Consider the following 24845-nt stretch of genomic DNA (forward strand, 5'->3'; position numbering starts at 1 on the left):
TTATGATTTCATATTCGAGCTTGTTGTTTGGTGTTCCCGACACTCACATTGTCCTGGAACACAGTTGCAGTGGATCACGGCTGCCGGTGTTTTTTCGGACAACGCTTCTTGGATCATTGCGATGTCTGCTGCCGTAAGTTCTGCTTCTTGGACCAAGTCGGCGATCGTCATACCGACTTTTTTCGCACAGATGTGGGCGAAGAGATTTTCAGTGGCACTTTTCATCGTTGCTTCTTCCCCGACTGTTGGAAAATAAATGTACTTCTTCCCACAAGGCTCAGTGCGGACCGCATCTTTTTTCACTAAGCGTCCCAAAAGCGTTTTGACTGTTGCCAGCTTCCAATCCATCGTTTGTCCCAGAATATCAGCGATTTGCTGGGCATCTGCTTGACCCAATGTCCACAAGACTCGCATCACTTCCCACTCTGAATCCGAGATTTTCACTGCCTCAACTGTCGTATCGATCGTCTTTTCCATGTCGCACCTCCTTTGTTTACAAACGTAATCGCTCCTTACACAAATGAGTTTACACTTGTAATCGATAAAGGTCAATAAAAAAAGAGCAGAAAAATAAAATTTTTTTCTGCTCCCTCTGAGAATCATCAGAATTTCAATTTAAACCGGCTTTCAGCCAAGAAGGGTTTACCCGGCTCCAACAAGATACTGCCAAATTGTGGGTAAGCTTCTGTCCCAGGGATTGACTGGGGTTCGATAGCCACAGCCGCATGTTGTGACATCACCCCATTCTTAAAGGCCAGGCCGGCTTCGGCATCACGAGTTGTATAAATGACAACTGCAGGTTCTGTCGTTTGTAATTCCAGCGCAATCTTGCCATCCGGTGCCGTCAACGTCAAAACAACACCGTCATTGTCATCAAAAACAAATGGGTCATCCAACAAGGTCTCCCCGATTTTTCTACCAGCCAAAAAGTCAAATTTTGTGTCAGCTACTGCTAATAGATTTCCTGTCGTTGTCACATCCTCATTGGTCTCCCCCACTTTGGAAGCGCGGATCTGCAAGGTATGCTCATCGATCGTATTTTCTGGGCTGCCGGTTAGATTGTAATAGCCATGGTTCGTCGGATTGAAGATGGTTGGCTTGTCCGTCTCTGCTTCAAATGTGAAGCGGTAGTCGTTTTCATCTGTCAAACGATACGTGGCTTTCACTTTGACATTTCCAGGAAAACCGTGGGCCCCATCTGGATCAGTGAAAGTAAATACCACGCCCGCTTCCCCTTCTTCTTGAAATGGCGTAGCGTCAAATGTTTGCTTGTCATAACCTGCCAAGCCGCCATGTAATGTATTGCCGGATTGACTGTCCTCGGTATGATAGGTTTCGCCATTCAGCTGAAAAGATGCGCCCGCCACTCGACCGGCGATTGGTCCAATCGTTGCATTGTAATAGGGATTTTCTTGATAACCTGCCAAATCTTTCGGGCCCACCAAGATATCGATTTCTTTGCCTTCTACCGGTACAATCAAATCCAATGCCCGGGCTCCGAAGGGACTAAGAGCCAATTTAATACCGTTTTTGTTTTCTACCAGATAATAATCTTGATAGGCATCATTGTGTAATGCTCGAACTGTTGCCATCTGTAGTTCCCACCTTTTTTCAATTATTGTAAGTCCTTACACTCATTTTCCAGTATAAGGCCTGCAAGAATAGTCGTCAAAGTTTTTTAGTGATATTTACTTAATAATTTACTTGATTCCTTGTTTTAATCGAAGTCGCCATGGTTATTTATTGTTATGAACAGCACAAAAAAACTCTCTGCCATTAACAGAGAGTTTGCAACTGGGGTAGCTGGATTCGAACCAACGCATGAGGGAGTCAAAGTCCCTTGCCTTACCGCTTGGCTATACCCCAATAAATGGTGGAGGAGAGTGGATTCGAACCACTGAACCCGAAGGAACGGATTTACAGTCCGTCGCGTTTAGCCTCTTCGCTACTCCTCCATCTGAGCCGGTCGCATGTGTTATCTCAACCCGACTTCATTATGATACTAAAAACCTTTTTTGATTGCAAGTGTAAATTTCAATTTTTTTTACAAGAAAGTCATTTTTTTATTCAAATAATTCCTTTGAGGTTCAATCATGCAGATTATGCTGCATCAAAATCGCTTCTACCGCCAACTCGACAGTCTTGTAAGCCCCCAAGTCCTCTTCTCCCAAGAACGCTTCATGCTCTTTAGGTCCTACTGTCATTACTTCACCGATCATTTTTTTGCCAATCAATAGTTGATTGACGGTATAGTCGGTACCTTTAATGGTGCGCTTGGTCTCTTCCACCCGCACTTCGATATCTTTGTTTTTCTTAGACATGGTCTTCACCTCGTACTGATAATCTGATAACCTCGCGACTTAATCGGCTATTGCCATTGATTCCGCCTAACTAGCTTACCACAGCCATCAAAAAAAAGCACGAGAATAACGCAACCAGGCCTTTCACTTGCAGAAAAACTTCATTGCGACTTTTTTAAGGATTAGCCTTACATTTTTTGGTAAAGCTTTGGTAGCCGATAAGATTGAAAATAATCTAGAATTATCTTTTCGTGGCGCGCAATCTCTAACGGTAGCTTTTCAAATGTAAACCAGTGAGCGGCATCCGTTTCTGAAGTTTCCTGCACTAGCTGTATATCGCCGGCATTTCCATAATAACTAATCACGACGTTGGAGCATTGATCCCCATTAGGATACCTATAGAAAAAGTCCGGTCCACCAAAAACTTGTACCAGCTCCAGACTATCTTCTTTCAATTGAACTCCTGTTTCTTCGCGTAATTCACGTATCGCAGCACTACGAGGATCTTCATTGATTTCAATCGAGCCCGCAGGTAATCCCCAATAGTTATTGTCTTTGCGATGAATCAACAGCACCTCTTTTTGAGAATTGACAAGAATCACCGAGACACCGGCAGTCACTACCACTCGATTGCCAATCACTTTGCGCAGTTCCATCAAATAACCCATCTGCTTTTTTCCTCCTCAAATCTCACTGATCACTTTCTCGGCAAATAACATAACTAGCTGCCAGACTACACGATCTGATACTTCTGATAAAATTGCTTCATGGCTGTCGTAATCTGTGCCTGTGTCACAGGAAAAATCAAGTCCTGACAGACCAACTCAAAAGAAAGGCACATGCAAAACTTGGTGTAGCAGAGATTAAAGTCGTTTTCTCTGGATTCAACGGCTGCCTGTAACACCTGTAGCCACTCCCCAGATTCCACATCTGTCAGTTGTCCACTGGTTAAAAGTGCAAGATAGGGTTTGACCATTCGATCCTCTTCACCAAACAGAAAATCCTCGACTTCCACCAATCCTCGTTTAAGTCCCTTCAATACCCCAACAATATCTTGTTTTTGAAATGCTGGAGACAATACCGCAGCTTGTAACAAATCGGCCCCATGAGCAAACGCATGAGCCCAACCATACTCAGAAACAAACCCGCGATTATCCTTTTCCTGTTGATAATAAAGAATGGCAGCCTCAATGATTTGCCGCTGTTCGGATGCATCTGGCCATCCATCTCGTTTTTGAAAGCGTAAAACCACTGTCAAAAAAAGACTGGTAAAGCTTCGAATAAACACGCCGTTGCCCTTCCTTTGATCAATGTCAGTGAACAACAGCTCATCATTCAAAACCTGAGCCAAAAGTTCCTTCCGAAGCGAAAGTGGGATTCGTCTTTCTTCAAACAAGCGACACCAGCCACTGTAAATGCCTTCGTCCCGAAGATCAGGATCTAAATCCCCGATATGAGACAGCATCCACTCTCCCCACTCTTTTGACAACATCTGATTGCTCGCTAAAAATTCTTTGAAACTGATGAGGTCCATATACGTACCCTCCCTCTGTGATCATTGTTGTTCCTACGAAAAATTCTCTTTCGCTTTCCTCAAAATTCCCGTCGTTTACGCTTTTCTTTACTGCTTTTCGCTATTCCGTTGGCAGTCGTTTCTTTTTACGCCACAGCTTGAGGATCTCTGTGGTTGAATGATTTTGATAAGAATGATAAAGGTGCTGTTTGGGATCTAACACTTTTAAGAGGCGCGCCAAATTTTCTGAGGCCTGCTTACTGATAGCCAGCATGTCATATCCCCCATCTGTTTTCCCATAGAAAAGCCCCGGTAAGTTCCCCTGTTTGAGTCTTGCCTCAAAAAAAGGAGCAATGACCAACACATCCATCGCTGAAAACGGCACGCCAATCAGTTTGCTTGTCTCGAGCCAGTCCACTGCTGTCGTTCGCCACAAACCGCTCTCAGTCATAAACAAATAGATGCCATTATCGTAGTCGAAAAGTTTTTGATAGCTGTGGGTCGCTTTTTTTGTCACTGCCTTGTCACTGGATAAATTACTGCTCACGCCTACTGGTACTGCTGGCAAAACTGTCTGCCAAAAAATCTTTTCCGGCAAAAGTTTGGTGGCAATGGGTTCAAAAATTTCAGTTGCCAGAAAATCTTGCTGCTCTTGAGTAGGTGCCTGATCTCGACATAAAATTTTCCCGCTGTCTGCAACCAGCTCTTCTGTTTTCAAGTTGTTCAATGCCATGATACGTTCCTCCTGTAGCTGCAGCAGCTCGTCTAGAGAAAAGTCATAAAGCATCGCTAACTCTTTTAGCATTCCAATATCCGGTAAACTCTTATCCAGCTCCCATTTTGAAATACTTTGGCGAGAAATTCGCAGCTTTTCTGCAACCTCTAGTTGTGACCAACCTCTTTGCTGCCGCAATGATTTTAGACGACTTCCTATCGTCAGCATCAGACTACCTCCTTTCGATGACAGATACCAAAAAATTCGTCGCACCAATTTGCTGCGCCAGCTTTTGTTGCCGCAACAGAGAGGTGCAGCCCTTGCTGATTGTCGGTTTTTCCTCAGCAAACACTCCGCAGGCGACGACTTTCTCCAGTTTAACTTATTGGGTTTACTCTTATTGTAGCAATCTTTTGTCGGGCACGAAACAAAAAACAGAAGCCTTCATTTTTTCGAAGTCTTCTGTCGTTTCCTTCAATATTCTAACCTCAGCCTTTGGTCAATACTACATCAATCACCAAATACCCGGCACCAGTGAGTAATTCCCGAATCTTTTCGGTATTGCGAGATTCGACTTGAATCTCGACAATGGTGGTCAGTTCCATGCGATTAACAACAATTGTCAATATGCTCAGATCATTGTCAGAAAGCAGCCGGGCAATATCTGCCAAAATTCCCTTGTGATCTTCAGTAATCTGTAGGCTGACACGAGCTCCGCCATCATTGTAGCCGGTGATTTTGAGAAAAGCATCAAAAATATCGTTATTGGTAATCATCCCCACCAGCTGTTCTTTCTCCAACACAGGCAGAACCCCTACATTATTTTGACGCATGCGATAAATCGCATCTTCCAAAAGATCATCCGGTGCAATTGTTAGCACCTTTTTTTCCATAACGTCAGCCACCGTTGTTTTGTTTAGCAAATAGTTGGCTTCATAGACACTCAGGCTGGTCGCTTTTGAGGGCATGGCTTCTGCGATGATCCCCTCTGTAATCAACCCGACTAACTTATCGTTTTTCAAAACTGGCAGCCGGTGGATGTCGTTTTTTTTCATCAGATCTACCGCATCGAAAATCGGTGTTGTGGGACTGACGGCGATCACATTTTTAGTCATAAAATCACGTACGCTCATGGTTTACCCTCCTAAATAAGCTTTCTTGACTTCTTCAGATTCCAATAGCTCCTGTCCGGTACCAGAAAGCACGACTTTTCCTGTTTCTAACACATATCCGCGGTCAGCCACTGACAATGCCATTTTGGCATTTTGCTCGATCAACAAGATTGTTGTTCCTTGTTGATTGATTTCCTGAATAATAGAAAAAATTTCCTTGATGAAAATTGGTGCCAATCCCATCGATGGTTCATCCAACAATAATAGTTTGGGCTTAGACATGAGGGCCCGTCCCATGGCTAACATTTGTTGTTCGCCGCCGGACAATGTGGCTGCATCTTGATTTTTCCGCTCTTTCAAGACGGGAAATTTTTGGAATACTTGCTCGTAATCTGTCTTTATCTCCCCGTCTTTTCGCAGATACGCCCCCATCTCCAGGTTTTCCATCACCGATAGGCCGGAAAAAACATGCCTGCCTTCCGGGACTTGTGACAACCCGTTAGCTACAATTTTTTGCGGTGCTGTCTTGGTGATTTCATTGTCTTCAAAAGTAATCGATCCTTGTGAAGGTCGAATTAGTCCGGAAATTGTTCGCAGAATTGTTGTTTTGCCGGCACCATTCGCACCAATCAAGGTCACGATTTCACCTTGGTTGACTTCAAAGGAAACGTCGTGGACCGCCTGAATCATACCATAATGAACGGCTAGATTTTGAATTTTCAACATCACATCTCGCCTCCCAAATACGCCTCGATAACTCGAGGATTGTTTTTAATCTCATCTGGCGTCCCGTGAGCAATTAATTGCCCGTATTCCAAAACATAGATTCGTTGGCAAACTTCCATCACCAGACTCATATCGTGTTCAATCAACAGGATAGTAATCTGGAAATCTTTTTGGACCTTGCGAATCAGCTGTGTCAAATCGGCAGTTTCTTGTGGATTCATTCCCGCTGCAGGTTCATCCAAAAACAACAGTTTGGGATCGGTTGCCAATGCCCGTACGATTTCCAGACGCCGCTGTTCCCCATAAGGAAGATTCTTCGCCAAGGTCTCTCCTTTATTTTCCAAGCCAAAAATCGCCAACAATTCCAGCGCTTTTTGCCGCAAATTCGCTTCTGTTTTATAAAACTTCGGCAGACGCAGAATACTACTGAAAAAACCTTCTTTATGCTTGGCATTCATGGCAATCAAGACATTGTCCATCACAGTCAGCTCTTTGAAGAGACGAATATTTTGAAAGGTACGGGATAATCCGGCAGTAGCTACTTTATAAGGTTTCATGCCATTGAGTCGTTCTTCTTTTCCTTGATTATAAAACAAGACATCCCCACTGGAAGGCTCATATACGCCAGTCAATAGATTAAATAGCGTCGTCTTACCGGCGCCATTTGGTCCAATCAGTCCAACCAACTCGTTTGTGTCCAGTTCTAGATTCACATGGGAGACGGCTGCCAGGCCGCCGAAGTTTTTCGTCAGATTTTTAACGGTCAACAGAGGCATCTGCATCCGCTCCTTTCTTAGTAAATTTATGGAAGAGCCCTTTTACGGAAAATTCCCAAGTACCTAAGAGTCCCCCAGGTTTGAAAATCATAATCACGATTAAAGCCAGCGCATAGATAATCATTCTAAGAGAGCCGGTATCTTGCAACAACGTGTTCATTACCCCCAGCACAATTGCTGCCAAAACAGCACCGGTAGTCGAACCCATGCCACCGAATACCACAATAATCAGAATATCCACTGATTTCATAAAGCCATAGTCACCGGGAAAAACTGACTGCTTATAACCGGCGAACAATGTGCCCGCCACACTGGCAGTCATGGCCCCAATCACAAAAGCCATTACCTTGTATTTTGTAGTGTTAACACCCATGGATTCCGCTGCAATTTCATCTTCTCGAACTGACAGAACCGCTCGTCCCGGCCCACTGTGAATAAAGTTCACCACAATCAGAATCGTCAATGCAGCAAAGGCAAAGACCATTTCCCATGTCGTATATTGCGGAATTCCAAAAATCCCTGCCGGTCCATTAGTGATTCCGTCCATGTTGACAATCAAAATACGAATGATTTCAGCAACTCCCAAAGTGGCAATCGCCAGATAATCTCCCTTCAACCGCAACGTTGGTATCCCAACGGCCAATGCAACAACGCCGGAAATTACGACGCCGGCCAGCATGCCCAAAAAGAAGCCACCATATGTGGGCAGTTGCATACCCAAAATTGCGCCCGCATAGGCACCGATAGCCATAAATCCTGCATGTCCCAATGAAAATTGACCGGAATAACCAATGATCAAATTCAATCCTACCGCCAAGATCACATTGATTCCAATATTGACGATGGCATTGTCCAAAAACAAATCAATGATTCCCAGATTGTAGAGCATAAATAAAATAAAGTAACAGCCGACGATCAGTGCCAGCCAGATTAGATTGTATTTTAATGTCTTTTTCATGACTGCCACCTACACTTTCTCTTTGACATTCTTACCCAATATACCTGCTGGACGTACCAGCAAAATGATGATTAAAACCAGATATACCAAGGCATCTTTGAAAGCTGAAAAGCCCAACGCTGTGGCAATAGTCTCAATCAGCCCGATAACAAATCCCCCTAGTGCCGCACCAGGAATGATCCCGATTCCTCCCAATACCGCAGCGACAAAGGACTTCAACCCCGGCGCAACCCCCATCATAGGATCGATAGAGTTGTAATACAATCCAATCAACATCCCACCAGCCGCCGCCAGTGCAGAACCGATGGCAAAGGTGAAGGAAATCGTTCGGTTGACATTAATCCCCATCAATCGGGCGGCATCGCCATCCACTGAGACAGCTCGCATCGCTTTTCCCATCTTGGTCTTTTGAATAATAAGTTGCAATAGAACCATCAAAAGCAGAGAAACAAATAAAATAATCAGCTGGATATTGCTGACTTTAAGGATACCCAAATTATAGGTTTTCAGTGCAATAACCTGCGGAAACGGCCGTGCATCCGATTTAAAGAAATAGGTCATCAAATTCTGTAGCAAATAGCTAACTCCGATGGCTGTAATCAAGGCAGAAATCCGTGTCGCCTTACGCAGCGGCCGGTATGCCAAAAATTCGATCACAACTCCCAGACAGGCACAGGCAGCCATCGCAATGAGCATCGCCGGAAAGAAGCCGATTTTCGCGTTATAATTCAAAATAAAATAGCCGATAAAACTACCAATCATGTAGACTTCACCATGTGCGAAGTTGATTAGCTTGATAATCCCGTAGACCATCGTGTAGCCCAATGCCAACAAAGCATAGATTGAACCTAGAAATAGCCCATTCACCAGTTGCTGTACGATCATTTCCATAGCGTCACTGCCCTTTCATTCAAAGCCTAAAAGGAGGAACGCCCGTTACGGACGCTCCACCTTTGCAATCTGTATTTATCAAGGATTAACCACGTCGGCAGTTGTTTCCTCACCGTTTTGCATACCCAATACGACAGCAGATTTTTCCGGATTGTGTTCTTTATCGATGGTCATTGTTCCGGTTACACCTTCGAAATCTTTCAGCTCTGACAACCCTTTTGTGATGGCTGCTGAATCAGCGGACCCTTGATCTTCGATGGCTTGTTTTACCATATAAACAGCATCGTAGCTAAGGGCATTGAAAGACGACGGTTCTTTGTCATATTTCTTTTTGAAAGCCTCGATAAACGTTTTTGCCTTTTCGCTGGTATCAACTTTGGTGGAGAAGTGAGAAGCGTAATAGACTTGATTCACATTCTCTTTGCCGGCGATTTCAACATATTTCGGATCAGAAAATCCATCTGGCCCCAGGATTGGCACATCGATACCCATTTCACGGGCTTGTTTGGTAATCAAACCAGTTTCTTCATAATAACCTGGCAGATACAAAACATTGAAGTCTTTATCTTTAATCTTGGTGAGCACCGCCTGGAAGTCCTTGTCTCCTTTGGTAAAATTCTCTTCGGCGACGATTTCTCCTTCATAGGCATCTTTGAAAGCTTTGGTCAGTCCCTTGGCATAGTCGCTGGAATTATCCCCCAAAATCGCTGCTTTATCCGTTTTCAGCGTTTCATGGGCATAGATTGCCAATACTTTTCCTTGGAAACTATCTTGGAAACAAGTCCGAAAAGCGTATTCTTGTACTTTGCCATTTTGAACTGTAATAGAGTCATCCGTCCCAGAAGGTGTCACCAAAGGTACTTTGACTTTAGTCGTAGTCGGCAGAGACGCTTTGACTGCCCCAGAGGTTGCCGGTCCAACAATCGCAACGACACCATCTTTTGTAGTCAAGCTGGTAGTTACTGAGACTGCTTCTGTACTGTCCGATTTATTGTCTTTGGTGATTAGTTCGATCTTTTTCCCATCGATTCCGCCGGCAGCATTGATCTCTTCTACCGCCATCTCGATGCCTTCTTTTTCTTGGTTGCCGTATGCAGCGACTGCACCGGACAATTCCATATTCATCCCCAACTTGATCGTATCACCGGAAGTATTGCCACTACCAGTCGAGCCCGACGTATCAGAGCCTGATCCTTTCGGTGCCGCGCTACAGGCAGACAACAGCAGCATACCTGTAAACAAAAACGCCAATTTCTTTTTCATCCCATTTCCTCCATTTTCTTAATAATTATAATAGAGCTTCTCTCCAAGTATGCTTTTTAATATACTGAAACTTTCATGACAAGTCAATACAATATTCAGAAAATTCGATTATTTCTGAAGAGAATGTTTTATTAATATAAGCTCATCTTATTATAAATATTTTATCATAATAAAAACGAGATGAAAAATAATACCTCAACTGCTCTCAAACAGCAGCTTTTCAGCGCCAGCTTTGACAGCTCTCTTCTTACAACACCAACACTCTGGGAACGCGGCTATTGTAAGTCCCAGCTTCTTAAAAGAATTTACGATCATCAAAAAAGCTTCCGCAAAAAAATTGCAGCAGCTTTCATGTTTATCGTTTCCTTATTATTTCTAAGTCGGCGGGTTTGCCGCAAGACAGTCTAAGAGACATCAGGATGGCTCACAGCGGCATTTTGTTCTGCATCAAGGAGAATTAACTTCCTCTTCGCTGCAGGATTACTTGATTTCTCAAGCGAACGCCCTCTTCATAAATCGGTTCTGCATAGTGTTGGATAAAGTAGTCTTTAACCACCGCAATTTGGCGAAAGCCCTTTTTTTGATACAAGGAAAGCGCTGGCGAAGTCAAATCCCCAGTCTTGATTAGAACAGGCTTTTGCGGTGCTTGCGCCGTTGTCAGTGACAGACACTCATCTAACAGGCGACTGCCGATCCCCTGATTTTGAAACTGTTGAGCAACCGCAACGTTTAAAATCTCAAATTCCTCAGCTCGTTCTTCAAAAACGGTAACACCCACAGCCCCGGCAGCAGTCAGAGGAGATAGCGCCTCAGCCTTCTCTTGCCACGCAATCAGCACCCGGCTGCGCTCCAGATAACTCGCGACCAACTGCCGATCAGGATCAGCATCTAAAAGTAACGACCAGGGCAGCAGTTCCTTTTGCTGTTGCGGATCGATTTCTGAGATTTTCAGCTTCATTTGGCAGGTGCTCCTTTTCGATAAGTATATATCGGTCGTTCCTTATCCACAGTATTGCGTTTCAAGGAAAACTTGCGGGGAACATAATCGATACCACCTTTGACAAAGGGGTGGCACCGAAGAATCCGCGCTATGCCCATCAACAACCCTTTTATAGCCCCGTGGACTTGGATCGCCTGAATCATATAACTGGAACACGTAGGATAATAACGGCAGCTAGGAGGAAACAAAGGTGAAATAAAGCGTTGGTAGCCCCGCACCATACCAATTAACAGACGTTTCATAAGGTGAATCCCTTCTTTTATTGTTTCTCAAATCATAGCTTCTTTCCAACTAAAAAACAAGGAAACAACTCATTTTCACCCATCGCTTAGCCGAAACAGCTATCTTTTGAATGCAAAAGGAATGTGCCCCAAGTAATTTCCAAGTGCTAAACAGCGGATGTTTAATCGCAATGAATAAAAAGTATACGGATGAGGAAAAGTTGTGACCCTATCCATGTTTTAGTCCGAAGAGAGAACATGACCATCCGTGTCAAGAGAAGTCAGCATTTAAAATTTTTAGCAATGAAAAGCCGACGATCTTCCAGTGTTTTTAATGGAAGATCGTCGGCTTTTTTGGGGCCTCACGTTTGGTATTGTTCGGTTCGTAGGACGGGGACTCAACTATTTATCCCGGTCATATTGTCATTATCAGCCTAAAATCGTCACTTGAACCTGACGCCGGCCCCAAGCATAACATTGGTCAGCGGTAGAAAAGTGTACATCGATAATATTGCCTTTGATTGCGCTACCTGTATCTACGGCATAAGCTTCACCATAGCCTTCAACGTAGAGCCGTGTGCCCAACGGAATCACACTCGGATCCACTGCCACTGCAATCGGATTGCTCAACAGGTTTTGCCCAGTAGCAGTAACAGTACCGCCACCTAACGCATCAGCAGGATCGGAACTATACGCGGTGGATTCCATAATAAGTGTCCGGCCACCACTTGGCGCTGCACTCGTTGCTTCTTGTGCAGCGGCTTGTTCGGCTGCCGCTTGTTCAGCTGCTTCCTGTTCAGCCTTTTCTTTAGCGGCTTTTTCAGCTGCTTCTTTTGCTGCTTTTTCTTTTGCGGCCTTCTCTTTGGCGGCTTTTTCACGAGCCGCTTTTTCTTTGGCTGCCTTTTCCTTGGCAGCAATATCTTTTTTCACAAGTGTCACTGCTTGATTGTCTTTGCTGACTTCAGCAAGTGACGTAGACAAATTCATTACCGTATCTTTTGCAACGATTTGTGTATCAATCGTCGCTTCTTCCGGTTGGTTTTCATTTGCATATACTGGTAACAGACTTCCAAATGCCAAGACAGCAGTTGCACCAATCAATGGCCATAAACGAGTATTCATAAAGTCGTTTTCCCTCCTAAGTAGCTCACGAAGGGTATCTTATCACGGGGTCTCCCCCCTTTGGTTACAGTCCTGTTAAGGCTCTTTGACACAAAAATAGAAAACGCTTCATTTTTCGTTACAAATGAAATAAACTCTGTGTAATTTAATTTTAACTCGAAGCCGAATCGTTAAAATAGCCTGATACAACAGGAATCTCTTCTAAAAAGATTAAATTAAAATGATAATTGGATTCCCACCTCTTACAACAGATGGATTCTTGAAAATCCGATAAAAAACTCGGAAATCATTGTACTTTTTCAGCTAAAATAGGCCAATATTACAAAACAGTAACAATTAATTCAGTCTGGCATAGTCCATAATTGACTTTCTGTCGCCAGAATAATCCGAGCAGGTAAACCAGCCAGAAGAGATTTTTTAAAGCGGCAACAAAAAAATACTCGGGTGAAGACCAGAATTGTCCTTTCTCTGCTCCAATGAAACTAGCCTTTAGCAGCTATTTTAATGATTTAGTCGTGATTCCCCCATCTTTTTCATAAGCAGCTAGCGCCAATTGCCGCAGTTTTTCATAGTTTGGAAGATTCAGGTATTTTTTTTGTTTGAATTCATCAAAAGCGGTATACAGCGCTACAATCTCAGCAAAATCCCCTTGTTGCATTTTTAAGATTGGGGTTCCATAGAGGCCTCGTAGTATCCGGTAAGCGCTATTTGCCTTGCCAAATAGCTTCAGAAACCAACTAGGTGTGACAGAATACCCATTTTGAGTCAAGATCCGAAACATTTCTGGATAAGCAGCGGCAGCCAGGCGCATGATTTTCTCTTTCTCTTCTTTTGAATAATCATTTTGCTGGAACAAATAGTCCAAGCTGTTTAAGATCATCACAAAACCACCGTGACTTTTCAACCACTGATCAAGCTCTGAATCAATTTTCCATTTAAAAGCTGTCGTAGCAAACGCTGCTGCTAGTAAGGGTTCAATTGCTGCTGAAGAGGGCTGACTGACTTTTAAACCGCCTGTCCCAAATCGTAAAATCGCAATCTTCCCAGCGCGTCGTGTGCCACCGGTCGTTTGAAAGCCAAATGCAATGTTCTTTTTCGACTGGCTTTGTGCTTTTAAGGCTGTCGCTAAACCAGTTGTATCCATCTGATTGCCTACAAAGATAATGTGTTGACTGGCATTACCGGCTAAAATGGGCAGGACCATGTTAAAATCACTGTATTTCATCGTGACAAAAACGAGATCATAGAAATCTTGGCTTTTCAACTCTTCAATCACATTGATTCGCTGTCGCGTCGTTTTACGCTGCAATTGATGATACAAAACCAATCCCTGCGCCTCTAAATCGCTTTTACGTTGATTACGCGCTAATAGCGTCACCTCATTTTCAATATTCTGTGCCAAAACAGAGGCTAAATAGCTTCCCTGAATGCCTGCACCATAAATTAAAATTCGCATCTCGTTCTCCTTTTCTCAACAGGTGTTGATTACTATTCATTCGTACATTATAGTAAGGAAGAACAGCTGCCACTACAATCAACAAAAAGACGAAGCTGTTGAGTAACCAACAAAAAAATGAAATTGTTAGGAGCTATCCTTCCTATGGATCGAAGAAAGCGAAAAACACAAGCGGCCATTACACAAGCACTTTTGTCCCAGCTGCAAAAAAGCGACTTTGCCACAATAACAGTTAGTCAGCTTTGTGAGCTGGCTGATATCAATCGCGGGACCTTCTATTTGAATTATCTCGACAAGTTTGACTTGTTGGAAAGAGTTATCCAAACAGAGATCGACACCTTGATTACCTATTGTCAAACAAGCGAGAAGACTTCCCAACCATTGACTGCCACCTTTGCCTACTTAACAGAGCACAAAAACCGTTTTAGTCTTCTTATAAAAGCTGACACACAAGATGTGTTTAGTTCTTATCTAGTGCGGTACTTATTGAAAAGTGAATTGGCCAATGCCAGCAGCAGCCAAACCGAAGCCATCTTTATCGCAAATGGCGTAGTTGGCGTTTTGAAAAACTTTTTATTAAATCCTAAAAGCAACGGAAACGAACTGATAGAACTGGAAGTCTTTATTGCCAAATTCAAAAAAGTCTAGTCATTTACAGCAGTGTAGCAAGCTGAAAGAGACAAACAGCTGCTGGTATAAGCAAAAAAAGAAGCCTTTTTCCGCAAGTAGCGGTGGCTTCTTTTCATTATTATTTGATGAATTCAAGAATGTGGGTCCATAAACCTGGGTAGAACACCTTTAACGGCATACCGCCGCCGATCCCACCGTAGCCGATCATGGTCCCGAGTATAAACATACCCATAGCCAATAAGATCACGATTAAGATCTTCACCAATGTCGTCAAAATGTAACGGTTCAACCGCATAGGTCTAATTTCCCCTTTCTTTTAATGAACAGCTTTCAATTTCTATTATTACGTAGGATAAGCTTACGCAGTTACTGCTGACTTTTTATCGGAAACTGACTGACTATCAACACGTTCAACTGATGCCCCTAATTTTTGCAGTTTTTCATGGAATTTATAGTAGCCACGATCAAGATATTTCAAGTTACGAACACGAGTGATACCAGTCGCAGTCAAACCTACCAAAATCAATGCTGCAGCCGCTCGCAAATCTGTTGCATAAACCAGTGCACCTTGCATTTGATGACCCCCTTCAATGACAGCTACACTGCCATCAATCTTAACATGGGCGTTCATGCGGCGCATTTCTTCTAAATGTTGGAAACGATTTTCAAAGACTGTTTCGGTAACAATGCTCGTTCCTTGGGCCAACATTTGAATCGCAGTCATTTGTGCTTGCATATCTGTTGGGAAGCCAGGGTGAGGCATGGTTTTGACATCCGTTGGTTTCAATACAGCTGGGCCTACTACTCGGAGTCCGTCTGCTTCTTCAGTGATTTTAGCACCCATTTCTGTCAATTTAGAAATCAATGGGCGGTTGTGTTCGCTGATCGCATCCAAAATCAAGACGTCACCTTGTGTCATAGCAGCTGCCACCATAAAAGTACCCGCTTCGATACGGTCTTGAACAATGGAGTGATTAACCGCATGAAGATGATCCACGCCTTCAATTCGCATTGTTTCTGTACCTGCACCGTGGACAGATGCTCCCATTTTGTTCAGGATGTTTGCCAAGTCGACAATTTCCGGTTCACGAGCCACGTTTTCAATGATCGTTGTCCCTTTGGCTTTGACGGCCGCCATCATGATATTTTGAGTCGCACCGACACTTGGGAAATCTAAGTAGACAGTATTGCCTTGCAGACCATTTTCAGCGATTGCCTCAATGTAGCCATCTCGTTGATGGATGGTTGCTCCCAATGCTGCAAAACCTTTCAAATGCAAGTCTATTGGTCGCTTACCGATTGCACAGCCACCAGGCATAGCAACTTTTGCATGACCATTGCGGGCCAACAGTGGTCCCATAACAACGATAGACGCCCGCATTTGACTCACCAATTCATAAGGTGCTTCTTCCTTCAAAGGCTTTGAAGCATCGATAGTTACTTGATTCATTGCTTGATCAAAATCGACAGCTACATTCAGCTGACGAATTACTTCGTTCATCGTCAAGACATCTGACAGGATTGGTACATTTTTAAGGGTTGTAACGCCTTCTTCAGCCAACAATGTTGCTGCTAAAATCGGAAGTACTGCATTCTTGGCTCCTTCGATTTTAACTGTACCTTTTAATTGATTACCACCGTGGACGATGATCTCTTCCATAATTTTCCCTCCAGAAATAGCTTTGAGCATGAAAAAAAGCCCAAAATCTGTACTATTATACCATATACCGATAAAATTAGTACCATTTTATTTTTCAATTATTGAATGTCAAAAAGAGGTTTCTGCACAGAGCCAAAATCTCCAAAAAGAAAGAACTGGCCTGATAGCCAATGACGATAGCTACCAACGACAGGAGTAACCGAACTTGAGGAGTGTGGTACGACCGAAAAAAAGTATCCAACCGAATCGCCTTCAGACTCCAAAATGCGAGATAAATAAATGCGAAATGACTTACGATCCGTAACATCGCATCAATTCCATAGAACGCCATAGCACCCCTGCTTTCAAAAAAACTCAATACGTAGATACTACCATAAATACGTCAGAATGAAAAATTACTTTCCTCGCCTGAAAACTTTCAACGGTTTTTTAAAAGTCTTCTCCTCATTCTACCGGCTTCTGTCATTTATTTGAAACAATTATCATCAGATTTATGTAATTTTTTTTCAAATCTTCAAGCATTCTGGGTTCATCGAATCAGCAGGTCTTTCGTTCACTAGAGAATCTAAAGTTTTTATTAATTGTTGTTTAAGATTTTTTCTGGCATCGATTGATTGGAAAAAGAGTTTAACCGGTTTCAGACACGTTCAAACCAATCATTACTTGCTTGGGAGGCTCTTCGAAGCAGTTGTTTTACTGCTCTTCTTCAAAAATCCTCTTCGTTCAAAATAAAAAACCGCCGGAAAAAATCCGGCGATCCTCGATTTATTGCAGATTAACCGTGTTTGGATACATTGATCCGATTGATGGCACGATGCAATGCAACTGTTGCCCGTCGCAACTGGTCGACATCGTCTGACTGTTTGGCTTCTTCGATCATCTTCTCTGCTCTGATCTTTGCCCGTTCGGCACGAGAAACATCGATATCTCGTTCTCGTTCGGCACTGTCAGCAATGATCGAAACAACATCGTCACGCACTTCCATGATCCCCCCATTGACTGCAATCCAGTCAACGTGGGTATCGGAATCTACCCGTTTTACACGGACCTCATCGATTGCCAAAGGCGCGATGATTGGCGCATGCCGCGCCATAATTCCGATTTCACCACTGAGTGTTTTCGCAACGACGATCCGCGCATGGTGTTCATACACCAGACCATCAGGTGTTACCACGTTTACGGTCAAATATCTTTCTTCCATGGGCCACCTCTTTCTGACTGCACAGCTAGTTCAAGCCGTCAGCTGCTAATATCCCAGTTTTTTCGCTTTTTCAGCGACTTCTTCGATTCGTCCAACACTACGGAAGGCTTCTTCAGGAAGGTCGTCATATTTGCCTTCAAGGATTTCGCGGAAGCCCTTGATGGTTTCTTCAACTGGAACATATGAACCTGGCAGGCCAGTAAATTGTTCAGCGACATGGAAGTTTTGCGACAAGAAGAACTGGATCCGGCGAGCCCGGGCAACCAGCACTTTTTCTTCATCTGACAATTCATCCATCCCCAAAATGGCGATGATGTCTTGCAGTTCACGGTAGCGTTGCAAAACGTGTTGGACTTCTGTCGCAACCTGGTAGTGTTCTTCGCCGACAATTTCAGGTGCCAAAGCACTTGAAGAAGATGCCAACGGATCCACCGCAGGATAAATCCCTTGTTCGGTCAATTTACGTTCCAAGTTGGTAGTCGCATCCAAATGGGCGAAAGCTGTTGCCGGCGCCGGGTCAGTATAGTCATCGGCGGGAACATAGATCGCTTGAATTGAAGTAATAGAACCCTTCTTAGTCGACGTAATACGTTCTTGCAATTGACCCATTTCTGTCGCCAATGTTGGTTGATAACCCACGGCTGACGGCATCCGTCCTAACAGAGCGGATACTTCGGAACCCGCTTGAGTAAAACGGAAAATATTATCAATAAACAACAGCACGTCTTGGCCGGCTTCATCACGGAAATATTCTGCGATTGTCAAGCCTGTCAGGGCCACCCGCATCCGGGCACCAGGCGGCTCATTCATCTGACCAAACACCATGGCTGTCTTCTCGATAACGCCTGATTCTTTCATTTCGTAATACAGGTCATTCCCTTCACGGGTACGTTCGCCAACACCGGTGAAGACTGAAATACCGCCATGTTCTTGGGCGATATTGTGAATCAATTCTTGGATCAAGACGGTTTTACCAACACCGGCACCACCGAACAGTCCGACTTTACCACCTTTTAAATAAGGGGCCAACAAGTCGATAACTTTGATCCCAGTTTCCAGGATTTCAGTACTGGTAGACAATTCATCAAAGGCTGGTGCACTTTTATGGATACTGCTACGTTCGGCATCTTTGGCAAAAGGTGCCTCCATATCGATTGTGTCACCTAAAACGTTGAACACACGACCTAGGGTGTCTTGTCCAACTGGTACGGAGATAGAGCTGCCGGTATCGACAACCTCCATTCCCCGTTGCAGACCGTCTGTTGATTCCATGGCAATGGTCCGAATGACACCGTCACCCAGCTCCAAAGCTGCTTCCAAAACGATCTTGCTTTTTTGTTCATCGTTGCGGTACACCACAAGGGCGTTATTGATATCCGGTAATGATTGATCCAACGAGAATTCCACGTCGACAACGGGACCGATGACCTGAACAATCTTGCCTGAACTCATGTGTTTTCCTCCTTGCTTCGTGTGCTGAGAGCGCTCGTTTCAAGCTCTTGAAAATCGTCGTTTCACTGGGGAAGACTCCCCCAATGAGCCACGTATTCTCTTTCTCTGAAACGGTTGTGTGTTGTAATTGTCGGAGCGAACCGACTGCCAACACACGACAGTTTGTCAGCACCGGTTATTTCGTAATCATTCCAGAGCTGCTGCCCCGGCAACAATTTCGGTGATTTCTTGTGTAATCGCACCTTGGCGAGCTCGATTGTAAGAGATCGTCAAGTCGCCGATAATATTACGAGCGTTGTCGGTGGCTGTCTTCATGGCAGTCATTCCGGCAGCATGTTCTGCCGTTTTGGCATCCACGATTGCTCCGTAAATCAAGCTTTCCGCGTATTGCGGTAACAGTTGATCTAAAATTGCTTCTTTCGAAGGCTCAAACAAGTACTCCTGTTCGTAGCTTTCGGCTTCGTCAGGATCCAAGTCGGTGATAGGCAGCATCTTTTCCACGCGGAATTGACTGGTCAGAGAGTTGATATGGTGGTTATAACATACGTACAGCTCATCAAAAACTTCATTTTGATACATCGTCGTTGCCATCGTCACAATCTTCCGTACTTCTTCAAAGCCAGGTTGATCTGACAAATTACGCAGCTCGTATGCAAGATTGATGCCTCGAGCCTTGAAAAAATCTGCGCCCGTCGCTCCGATGGCAATCATCACATAGTCCTCTTGTGATGTGTGATCGTCTTGGAGCATCGTCATCATCTGTTTCAAAATGGAACTGTTATATCCGCCCACCAGTCCGCCATCAGAAGTGATGACGATATAGCCGGTTTTTTTCACTGGGCGACTGATAAGCATACTATTGTAGTTGACGCCGTCTTGCACATTGTTGGTGTAGATGTCTGTCAACTCTTGTGCTGTCATATGAGTGACCACTTCTCGTACTTTCTGAGCATAAATCTGAAAGTGTTTCGAATGACTTTCAGATTTGGTCAGTTTTGCGGCAGATACCATCTGCATCGCATTGGTGATCTGACTGGTTTTTTTCGTAGAAGCGATGCGTTGCTTGATCTCATTCAAGGAAGCACCCATGTCCGATCATCCTTTCTTGTACTAAAGTAAAGTCTTAGTTCCCGAAAAAATTAAGAACGGTCTTCTTCCATCGTCTTCAATTTTTCTTGTGGTGTTGCAGTGCGGCTATTGGAAGCCATAAATAAGTCTTTGGCTTCTTTGATTGCTGCATCCAACTCTTGTGCATCCGGCAAGTCCTTAGTGGTCCGGATGGTTTCAAACAAGTCATCGTGACTCGCTTCAATTTGTTCAAACAAAAACTCTTGGAAGTCCAAGACTTTGCCCACTGGGATACTGTCGATAAAGCCGTGAGTTAAGGCATATAAAATCACAACTTGTTTTTCTACTGCCAACGGATTGTGCAGTTTTTGCTTCAATACTTCAACGGTTCGACGACCGCGGTTTAATTTTGCTTGCGTCGCCTGGTCTAAATCAGAACCAAATTGAGTGAAGGCTTCCAGTTCCCGGTAGCTGGCCAAATCCAGCCGCAGCGTGCCGGCAACTTTTTTCATCGCTTTGATTTGAGCAGAACCCCCAACACGGGAAACTGACAACCCAGCATCAATCGCTGGACGCGTACCAGCATAAAACAGGTCGCTTTCCAAGAAAATCTGACCATCAGTGATAGAGATAACGTTGGTTGGGATATAAGCCGAAATATCACCGGCTTGGGTTTCAACAAATGGCAGTGCAGTCATAGAACCGCCGCCTAATTCATCGGATAACTTAGCAGCCCGCTCCAATAAGCGAGAATGCAGATAGAAGACATCCCCTGGGTAGGCTTCACGACCGGGTGGCCGGCGCAAAAGCAGTGACAATTCACGATAAGCAACCGCCTGTTTGGACAAGTCATCAAAGACGATCAATACATGTTTGCCGTTGTACATGAATTCTTCACCCATTGCTGTACCTGCATAAGGTGCGATGTACAACATTGGTGCTGGCTGAGAAGCCCCAGCTGAAACGACAATCGTGTAATCCAATGCGCCAAATTTCCGCAGTGTTTCCACTTGTGCCCGGACGGTTGAGTCCTTTTGACCAATCGCTACATAAATACAGATCATGTCTTGACCTTTTTGGTTGATGATCGCATCGATAGCAATTGAAGTTTTCCCGGTTTTCCGGTCACCGATAACCAGTTCCCGTTGGCCGCGGCCGATTGGAACCAAGGCATCGATGGCCTTCAAGCCGGTCTGCATCGGTTCAGAAACTGATTTACGCTGCATAACTCCCGGTGCCATCGCTTCTACTGGTCGGAATTTAGTTGTATTGATTGGACCTAAACCATCGATGGGTTGCCCCAAAGGATTGACGACACGACCAATCATAGCGTCCCCAACAGGAACTTCCATGATTTTACCAGTACGTTTAACTTTGTCACCTTCACGAATGGTTTCGAAATCCCCCAGGATGATAATCCCGACGTCATTTGTTTCCAAGTTTTGCGCCATACCGAATGCACCGTTGGAGAATTCCAACAGCTCACCACTCATGGCATTTTCCAAACCGTGAGCCCGCGCGATACCGTCCCCAACATAGGTGACAGTGCCGACTTCTTCAACTGAAAGCTCACTTTGGTAATTTTTGATCTGTTCTTTGATCAAAGCGCTGATTTCTTCAGCTTTGATGGCCATTCGATTCACCTCTTTACTAATGTGCTGGACAGCATTGACTAGGCCAATGCCGACGAGCTTCTACTTCAATAATTCCCGCAGTTTTGTCAACTGGGTCGCAACACTACCGTCAATTACCCGATCCTGAACTTCGACGATCACGCCGCCGACAATAGCAGGATCAACTTTTTCGGTCAACTGCGCAGTTTCATATCCCAGTCGTTTGGCAATCGACGCTTCCAAACGGCTCTTTTGCTGATCAGTCATAGGGACAGCTGTTGTCACCTGACCTAAAATCAAGCCTTGTTCTTCATCGTAACGACGTTCGTATTCGTCGATGATCAACGGCAAATCCGCCAGACGATTGTAGCGATTGACCACTAGCAGGAAGTTCTTCATAATCCCGGAAAACGGTGCTGTCAACTGATCTAACAACTGTCGTTTCGCTGACAGATCTAAGCGGACATCACTGAGCAAGTTTCCCAAATCTGGAATCTCTTCGTAAATTTTGCGGAGGCTCAATAAATCATTGTAGACCGCTTCCGACTGATTCTCCTCTGCCGCCAGTTCGAAGAGAGCTTTGCCGTATCGCTTGCCTACGGTGTATTTATTTAGCTTCATTTTGTGAACCCAAACCTTCGATATATTGGTTGATCAATGATTCGTGGGCATCGGCAGTGAGTTCCTTATTCAAAATCTTGGCTGCGATTTGCAAAGAAAGGTCAGCGACATCGTCTTTGACAGACGTCATGGCTGTTTCTTTTTGCATTTCGATATCCGCTTGAGCTTTGTCCTTCAAACGGGAAACCTCTTCTTTAGTTTCATCCAAGATCTTTTGACGGCTGGATTCTCCACTGTCTTTCGCGGTTTTAATAATTTCAGCAGCTTCAGATTGCGAAGACATCAATTTTTGTTGACGTTCTTCTTCCATCTTGGCAGCTTTGAGCCGCGACTGCTCCGCTGAATCTAAATCATTGGCGATCTGATCTTCACGTTTCTTCATTATATCGGTGATTGGTCCCCATGCGAATTTCTTCAACAGGATTAACAGAATCAAAAACGATCCCGTTACCACCACCATGCTCGAGATTGTTGTGTTTTGAATCTCGGCAAGTACCAGATGATTCAGCATACGCTTGTACTCCTTTACTTAGGCTGATAACGTTGCGTTCAGGTGCATGTAAAAAAGCGAAAGGCACCCATCGCGTAACGTTTGCTTTTCGCTTTTATAATCTTCTACATCAAAACGAGAATAAAAGCAATTACGATACCCAAGATTGGCACAGCTTCTACCAGGGCAACCCCGATAAACATCGTTGAACGTAATTGACCGGCAATCTCAGGTTGACGAGCCATTGATTCCAAAGTTTGTGAGATAACGCGTCCGTTACCATAGCCGGCACCGATTGCGGCACCTAATACTGCGATTGCTGCTGCGATTGAATTCAAGTCCATAATTTTTTTCCTCCTAAAGTTGTGAAAATTGATAATGTTTGATGCATCAGTGTTCTGACTCCACCTTGTGGCTCATGAATACCATGGACAAAGTGACGAATACATAAGCTTGGATCGCACCGATAAACAGTGAGAATCCGATCCAGATCATCTCAAGGGGCATCACAATCGGTAGTGACCACCAGCCTAAACCGTTGGCCATCGTAACGATTAATCCCAGCAAAACTTCGCCGGCATAGATATTCCCATAAAGACGTAACCCCAACGTGATCACGTTGGTGAACTCTTCAATGATCTTGATTGGCAGCAAAAACGCCACCGGCTCCAGGAAGGAGTTCTTGATGTAACCGCCAAATCCAAATTTTTGGACCCCGAAGAAATGAGTCATGACGATCATCATCATAGCAAGAGACATCGTAACGATCGGGTCGGCTGTGGGACTCTTCCATAGAGAAAGCTCCTGTCCGCCGCTTTCAACAGCGATCTTAGTGACCAGACCAATTTCATTTGCAACGAAAATGAACAGAAACAAGGTCACTGACAGCAAATGAAAGTTGTTGACTTCTTTTGTCGAAAGATTGTCTTTCAAGATGCCCCGCACAAAATCGATCAACCATTCGATCACATTCTGCTTTCCCTTTGGCCTCAATTGCAAGTTGCGGGTACATATGAAGACAAAGGCAAATACAATAATACAACTAAGCAAAGTCATGATCACCACAGTACCATCGAACCAGACTGGACCGATTTGGAACATCAAGGATTTTTCTTTCAAAATTCCTCACCTCTTTTCCTGCAAGATCCCTCAAAATATTTTGGTAAATAATGCCAAAAAAGCTTTAAGGCGGGTAACCACTGGGTATCATACCACCGTGAAAAGAAAATTTCAAAGTATTTTCACGAAAATTAGACAATCACAAATTTTTGCCTATTTTTGGATGACGCGACGGCATTTCCCACATTGGATATTCACAACAGAAAGGTCTTTTTTTAGTCAAAGACCTTCTATTATTGATTAAATGCTAACAAAAAGGCCTGATTTAATAAAGCAATAGCCCTTGGTTGGTCACAAAGAATTTAGATAAGAAGCAGATGAGAGAAAATGCTTGTTTTCTAAATTGTACTTTTTTCAAGGAAGATTTGTTGATTTCAGGTAGCAGCCCTTACAGCCGCCCTTCTTTTGTTTTTCTTCAAGACATTCTCAGACTGTTCTATTGTCAGCCCCGATCCTTCAAAGCTCGTGAAATCTGACGTTCTTGGTCTTTTCTCTTCAATGTTTCCCTTTTGTCATATTGCTTTTTCCCTTTGGCCAAACCAATCAATACTTTGGCATAACCATCTTTGATATAGACTTTCAAAGGGACCACCGCCATTCCTGCTTGCTTCATTTCTCCATATAAGCGGTCAATCTGTTTGCGGTGCATCAACAATTTACGGGTTCGCAAAGGATCGTGATTAAAAATGTTGCCCTGCTCATAAGGGCTGATGTGGACGTTGTACAAAAAGGCCTCGCCGTTGCGGATTCGGACAAAGCCGTCCTTCAAATTAATCCGGCTGTTGCGGATTGCCTTGATTTCAGTTCCTTGCAGAACCATTCCCGCCTCGATGGTATCCACGATTGTGTAATCATGACGGGCTTTTTTATTTTGGGCGATCAGTCGGCCCTCACCTTTTGGCATGTGGCTTCCTCATTTCTAGTAAAAATTTCTCGTT

General features: G+C 44.1%; 29 protein-coding genes and 2 tRNA genes. 1 reads left to right on the forward strand and 30 read right to left on the reverse strand.

Going from position 1 to position 24845, the window contains the following annotated elements; genetic code table 11:
* From BAU14_RS11025 to BAU14_RS11110, 18 genes are all read right to left on the reverse strand, one after another.
* Positions 1-477 (reverse strand): CopY/TcrY family copper transport repressor, encoded by a 477-nt coding sequence (locus tag BAU14_RS11025; protein ID WP_161900159.1) that lies wholly within the window; start codon positions 475-477, stop codon positions 1-3.
* 125 nt (positions 478-602) lie between these two features.
* The gene (locus BAU14_RS11030) at positions 603-1592 is read right to left on the reverse strand and encodes an aldose epimerase family protein (RefSeq protein ID WP_161900160.1); all 990 of its coding nucleotides are present in this window, start codon (positions 1590-1592) and stop codon (positions 603-605) included.
* 202 nt (positions 1593-1794) lie between these two features.
* Positions 1795-1866: transfer RNA gene (locus BAU14_RS11035), tRNA-Gln, on the reverse strand.
* Positions 1867-1871: 5 nt separating this feature from the next.
* Positions 1872-1955 (reverse strand) — tRNA-Tyr (locus BAU14_RS11040).
* Between the two features lie 132 nt (positions 1956-2087).
* Positions 2088-2321: a DUF2969 domain-containing protein gene (locus BAU14_RS11045; RefSeq protein WP_161900161.1), complete on the reverse strand. Its 234-nt coding sequence runs from the start codon at positions 2319-2321 to the stop codon at positions 2088-2090.
* 167 nt (positions 2322-2488) lie between these two features.
* Positions 2489-2968, reverse strand: a complete 480-nt coding sequence (locus BAU14_RS11050; RefSeq protein WP_161900162.1) for an NUDIX domain-containing protein — start codon at positions 2966-2968, stop codon at positions 2489-2491.
* A 65-nt stretch (positions 2969-3033) separates the two neighbouring features.
* Complete coding sequence (locus tag BAU14_RS11055; protein ID WP_161900163.1) at positions 3034-3834, reverse strand: DUF2785 domain-containing protein; 801 nt, start codon at positions 3832-3834, stop codon at positions 3034-3036.
* Positions 3835-3934: 100 nt separating this feature from the next.
* Positions 3935-4756 carry a helix-turn-helix domain-containing protein gene (locus BAU14_RS11060; RefSeq protein ID WP_161900164.1) on the reverse strand — a complete coding sequence of 274 codons (822 nt, stop codon included), beginning with the start codon at positions 4754-4756 and terminating at the stop codon, positions 3935-3937.
* Positions 4757-5016: 260 nt separating this feature from the next.
* Positions 5017-5661, reverse strand: coding sequence for a CBS domain-containing protein (locus BAU14_RS11065; RefSeq protein ID WP_161900165.1), 645 nt, complete (start codon positions 5659-5661; stop codon positions 5017-5019).
* A gap of 3 nt (positions 5662-5664) precedes the next feature.
* Positions 5665-6366 carry an ABC transporter ATP-binding protein gene (locus BAU14_RS11070; RefSeq protein WP_161900166.1) on the reverse strand — a complete coding sequence of 234 codons (702 nt, stop codon included), beginning with the start codon at positions 6364-6366 and terminating at the stop codon, positions 5665-5667.
* The gene (locus BAU14_RS11075) at positions 6366-7142 is read right to left on the reverse strand and encodes an ABC transporter ATP-binding protein (RefSeq protein WP_161900167.1); all 777 of its coding nucleotides are present in this window, start codon (positions 7140-7142) and stop codon (positions 6366-6368) included. The genes BAU14_RS11070 and BAU14_RS11075 overlap by 1 nt, the downstream gene beginning before the upstream one ends.
* Positions 7123-8100 carry a branched-chain amino acid ABC transporter permease gene (locus BAU14_RS11080; protein ID WP_161900168.1) on the reverse strand — a complete coding sequence of 326 codons (978 nt, stop codon included), beginning with the start codon at positions 8098-8100 and terminating at the stop codon, positions 7123-7125. Before BAU14_RS11080 ends, BAU14_RS11075 begins: the two co-directional genes overlap by 20 nt.
* Before the next feature lie 9 nt (positions 8101-8109).
* On the reverse strand, positions 8110-8991 hold the full coding sequence (locus BAU14_RS11085; protein ID WP_161900169.1) for a branched-chain amino acid ABC transporter permease: 882 nt from the start codon (positions 8989-8991) through the stop codon (positions 8110-8112).
* Positions 8992-9069: 78 nt separating this feature from the next.
* Entirely contained in the window at positions 9070-10254 is a 1185-nt protein-coding gene (locus BAU14_RS11090; RefSeq protein WP_161900170.1) for an ABC transporter substrate-binding protein, read from the reverse strand.
* Between the two features lie 457 nt (positions 10255-10711).
* Complete coding sequence (locus tag BAU14_RS11095) at positions 10712-11212, reverse strand: GNAT family N-acetyltransferase (RefSeq protein ID WP_161900171.1); 501 nt, start codon at positions 11210-11212, stop codon at positions 10712-10714.
* Positions 11209-11496 carry a membrane protein insertion efficiency factor YidD gene (gene yidD / locus BAU14_RS11100; RefSeq protein ID WP_161900172.1) on the reverse strand — a complete coding sequence of 96 codons (288 nt, stop codon included), beginning with the start codon at positions 11494-11496 and terminating at the stop codon, positions 11209-11211. Before yidD ends, BAU14_RS11095 begins: the two co-directional genes overlap by 4 nt.
* 408 nt (positions 11497-11904) lie before the next feature.
* Positions 11905-12597: a 3D domain-containing protein gene (locus BAU14_RS11105; protein WP_161900173.1), complete on the reverse strand. Its 693-nt coding sequence runs from the start codon at positions 12595-12597 to the stop codon at positions 11905-11907.
* A 496-nt stretch (positions 12598-13093) separates the two neighbouring features.
* On the reverse strand, positions 13094-14053 hold the full coding sequence (locus tag BAU14_RS11110) for a 2-dehydropantoate 2-reductase N-terminal domain-containing protein (RefSeq protein ID WP_161900174.1): 960 nt from the start codon (positions 14051-14053) through the stop codon (positions 13094-13096).
* A 144-nt stretch (positions 14054-14197) separates the two neighbouring features.
* On the opposite strand from BAU14_RS11110, the gene BAU14_RS11115 reads away from it, so the two are divergent.
* Entirely contained in the window at positions 14198-14701 is a 504-nt protein-coding gene (locus BAU14_RS11115; RefSeq protein ID WP_161900175.1) for a TetR/AcrR family transcriptional regulator, read from the forward strand.
* Positions 14702-14801: 100 nt separating this feature from the next.
* On the opposite strand, the gene BAU14_RS11120 is transcribed toward BAU14_RS11115, so the two are convergent.
* The 12 genes from BAU14_RS11120 to smpB all read right to left on the reverse strand — a co-directional run bounded on the left by BAU14_RS11120 (position 14802) and on the right by smpB (position 24811).
* A complete protein-coding gene (locus BAU14_RS11120) occupies positions 14802-14978 on the reverse strand; it encodes a DNA-directed RNA polymerase subunit beta (RefSeq protein ID WP_161900176.1) in 177 nt (58 codons plus the stop codon).
* Positions 14979-15041: 63 nt separating this feature from the next.
* Positions 15042-16343 carry a UDP-N-acetylglucosamine 1-carboxyvinyltransferase gene (murA, locus tag BAU14_RS11125; protein ID WP_161900177.1) on the reverse strand — a complete coding sequence of 434 codons (1302 nt, stop codon included), beginning with the start codon at positions 16341-16343 and terminating at the stop codon, positions 15042-15044.
* 94 nt (positions 16344-16437) lie between these two features.
* A complete protein-coding gene (locus BAU14_RS11130; RefSeq protein ID WP_161900178.1) occupies positions 16438-16674 on the reverse strand; it encodes a DUF1146 family protein in 237 nt (78 codons plus the stop codon).
* A 444-nt stretch (positions 16675-17118) separates the two neighbouring features.
* Positions 17119-17544: a F0F1 ATP synthase subunit epsilon gene (locus BAU14_RS11135; protein WP_161900179.1), complete on the reverse strand. Its 426-nt coding sequence runs from the start codon at positions 17542-17544 to the stop codon at positions 17119-17121.
* A gap of 45 nt (positions 17545-17589) precedes the next feature.
* Entirely contained in the window at positions 17590-18996 is a 1407-nt protein-coding gene (gene atpD / locus BAU14_RS11140) for a F0F1 ATP synthase subunit beta (RefSeq protein WP_161900180.1), read from the reverse strand.
* A 186-nt stretch (positions 18997-19182) separates the two neighbouring features.
* Positions 19183-20085 (reverse strand): F0F1 ATP synthase subunit gamma, encoded by a 903-nt coding sequence (locus BAU14_RS11145; protein WP_161900181.1) that lies wholly within the window; start codon positions 20083-20085, stop codon positions 19183-19185.
* Positions 20086-20135: 50 nt separating this feature from the next.
* Positions 20136-21698, reverse strand: a complete 1563-nt coding sequence (gene atpA, locus BAU14_RS11150; RefSeq protein WP_161900182.1) for a F0F1 ATP synthase subunit alpha — start codon at positions 21696-21698, stop codon at positions 20136-20138.
* Between the two features lie 60 nt (positions 21699-21758).
* The gene (locus tag BAU14_RS11155; protein ID WP_161900183.1) at positions 21759-22298 is read right to left on the reverse strand and encodes a F0F1 ATP synthase subunit delta; all 540 of its coding nucleotides are present in this window, start codon (positions 22296-22298) and stop codon (positions 21759-21761) included.
* Positions 22285-22809 (reverse strand): F0F1 ATP synthase subunit B, encoded by a 525-nt coding sequence (gene atpF / locus BAU14_RS11160; protein WP_161900184.1) that lies wholly within the window; start codon positions 22807-22809, stop codon positions 22285-22287. The genes BAU14_RS11155 and atpF overlap by 14 nt, the downstream gene beginning before the upstream one ends.
* Before the next feature lie 104 nt (positions 22810-22913).
* Positions 22914-23126 carry an ATP synthase F0 subunit C gene (gene atpE, locus BAU14_RS11165; protein WP_161869654.1) on the reverse strand — a complete coding sequence of 71 codons (213 nt, stop codon included), beginning with the start codon at positions 23124-23126 and terminating at the stop codon, positions 22914-22916.
* A 52-nt stretch (positions 23127-23178) separates the two neighbouring features.
* Entirely contained in the window at positions 23179-23907 is a 729-nt protein-coding gene (gene atpB, locus BAU14_RS11170; RefSeq protein ID WP_161900185.1) for a F0F1 ATP synthase subunit A, read from the reverse strand.
* Between the two features lie 442 nt (positions 23908-24349).
* On the reverse strand, positions 24350-24811 hold the full coding sequence (gene smpB, locus BAU14_RS11175) for an SsrA-binding protein SmpB (protein ID WP_161900186.1): 462 nt from the start codon (positions 24809-24811) through the stop codon (positions 24350-24352).
* Between the last annotated feature and the right edge of the window lie 34 nt (positions 24812-24845).

The organism is Candidatus Enterococcus leclercqii, assembly GCF_009933135.1.
Lineage (GTDB): Bacteria > Bacillota > Bacilli > Lactobacillales > Enterococcaceae > Enterococcus_C > Enterococcus_C leclercqii.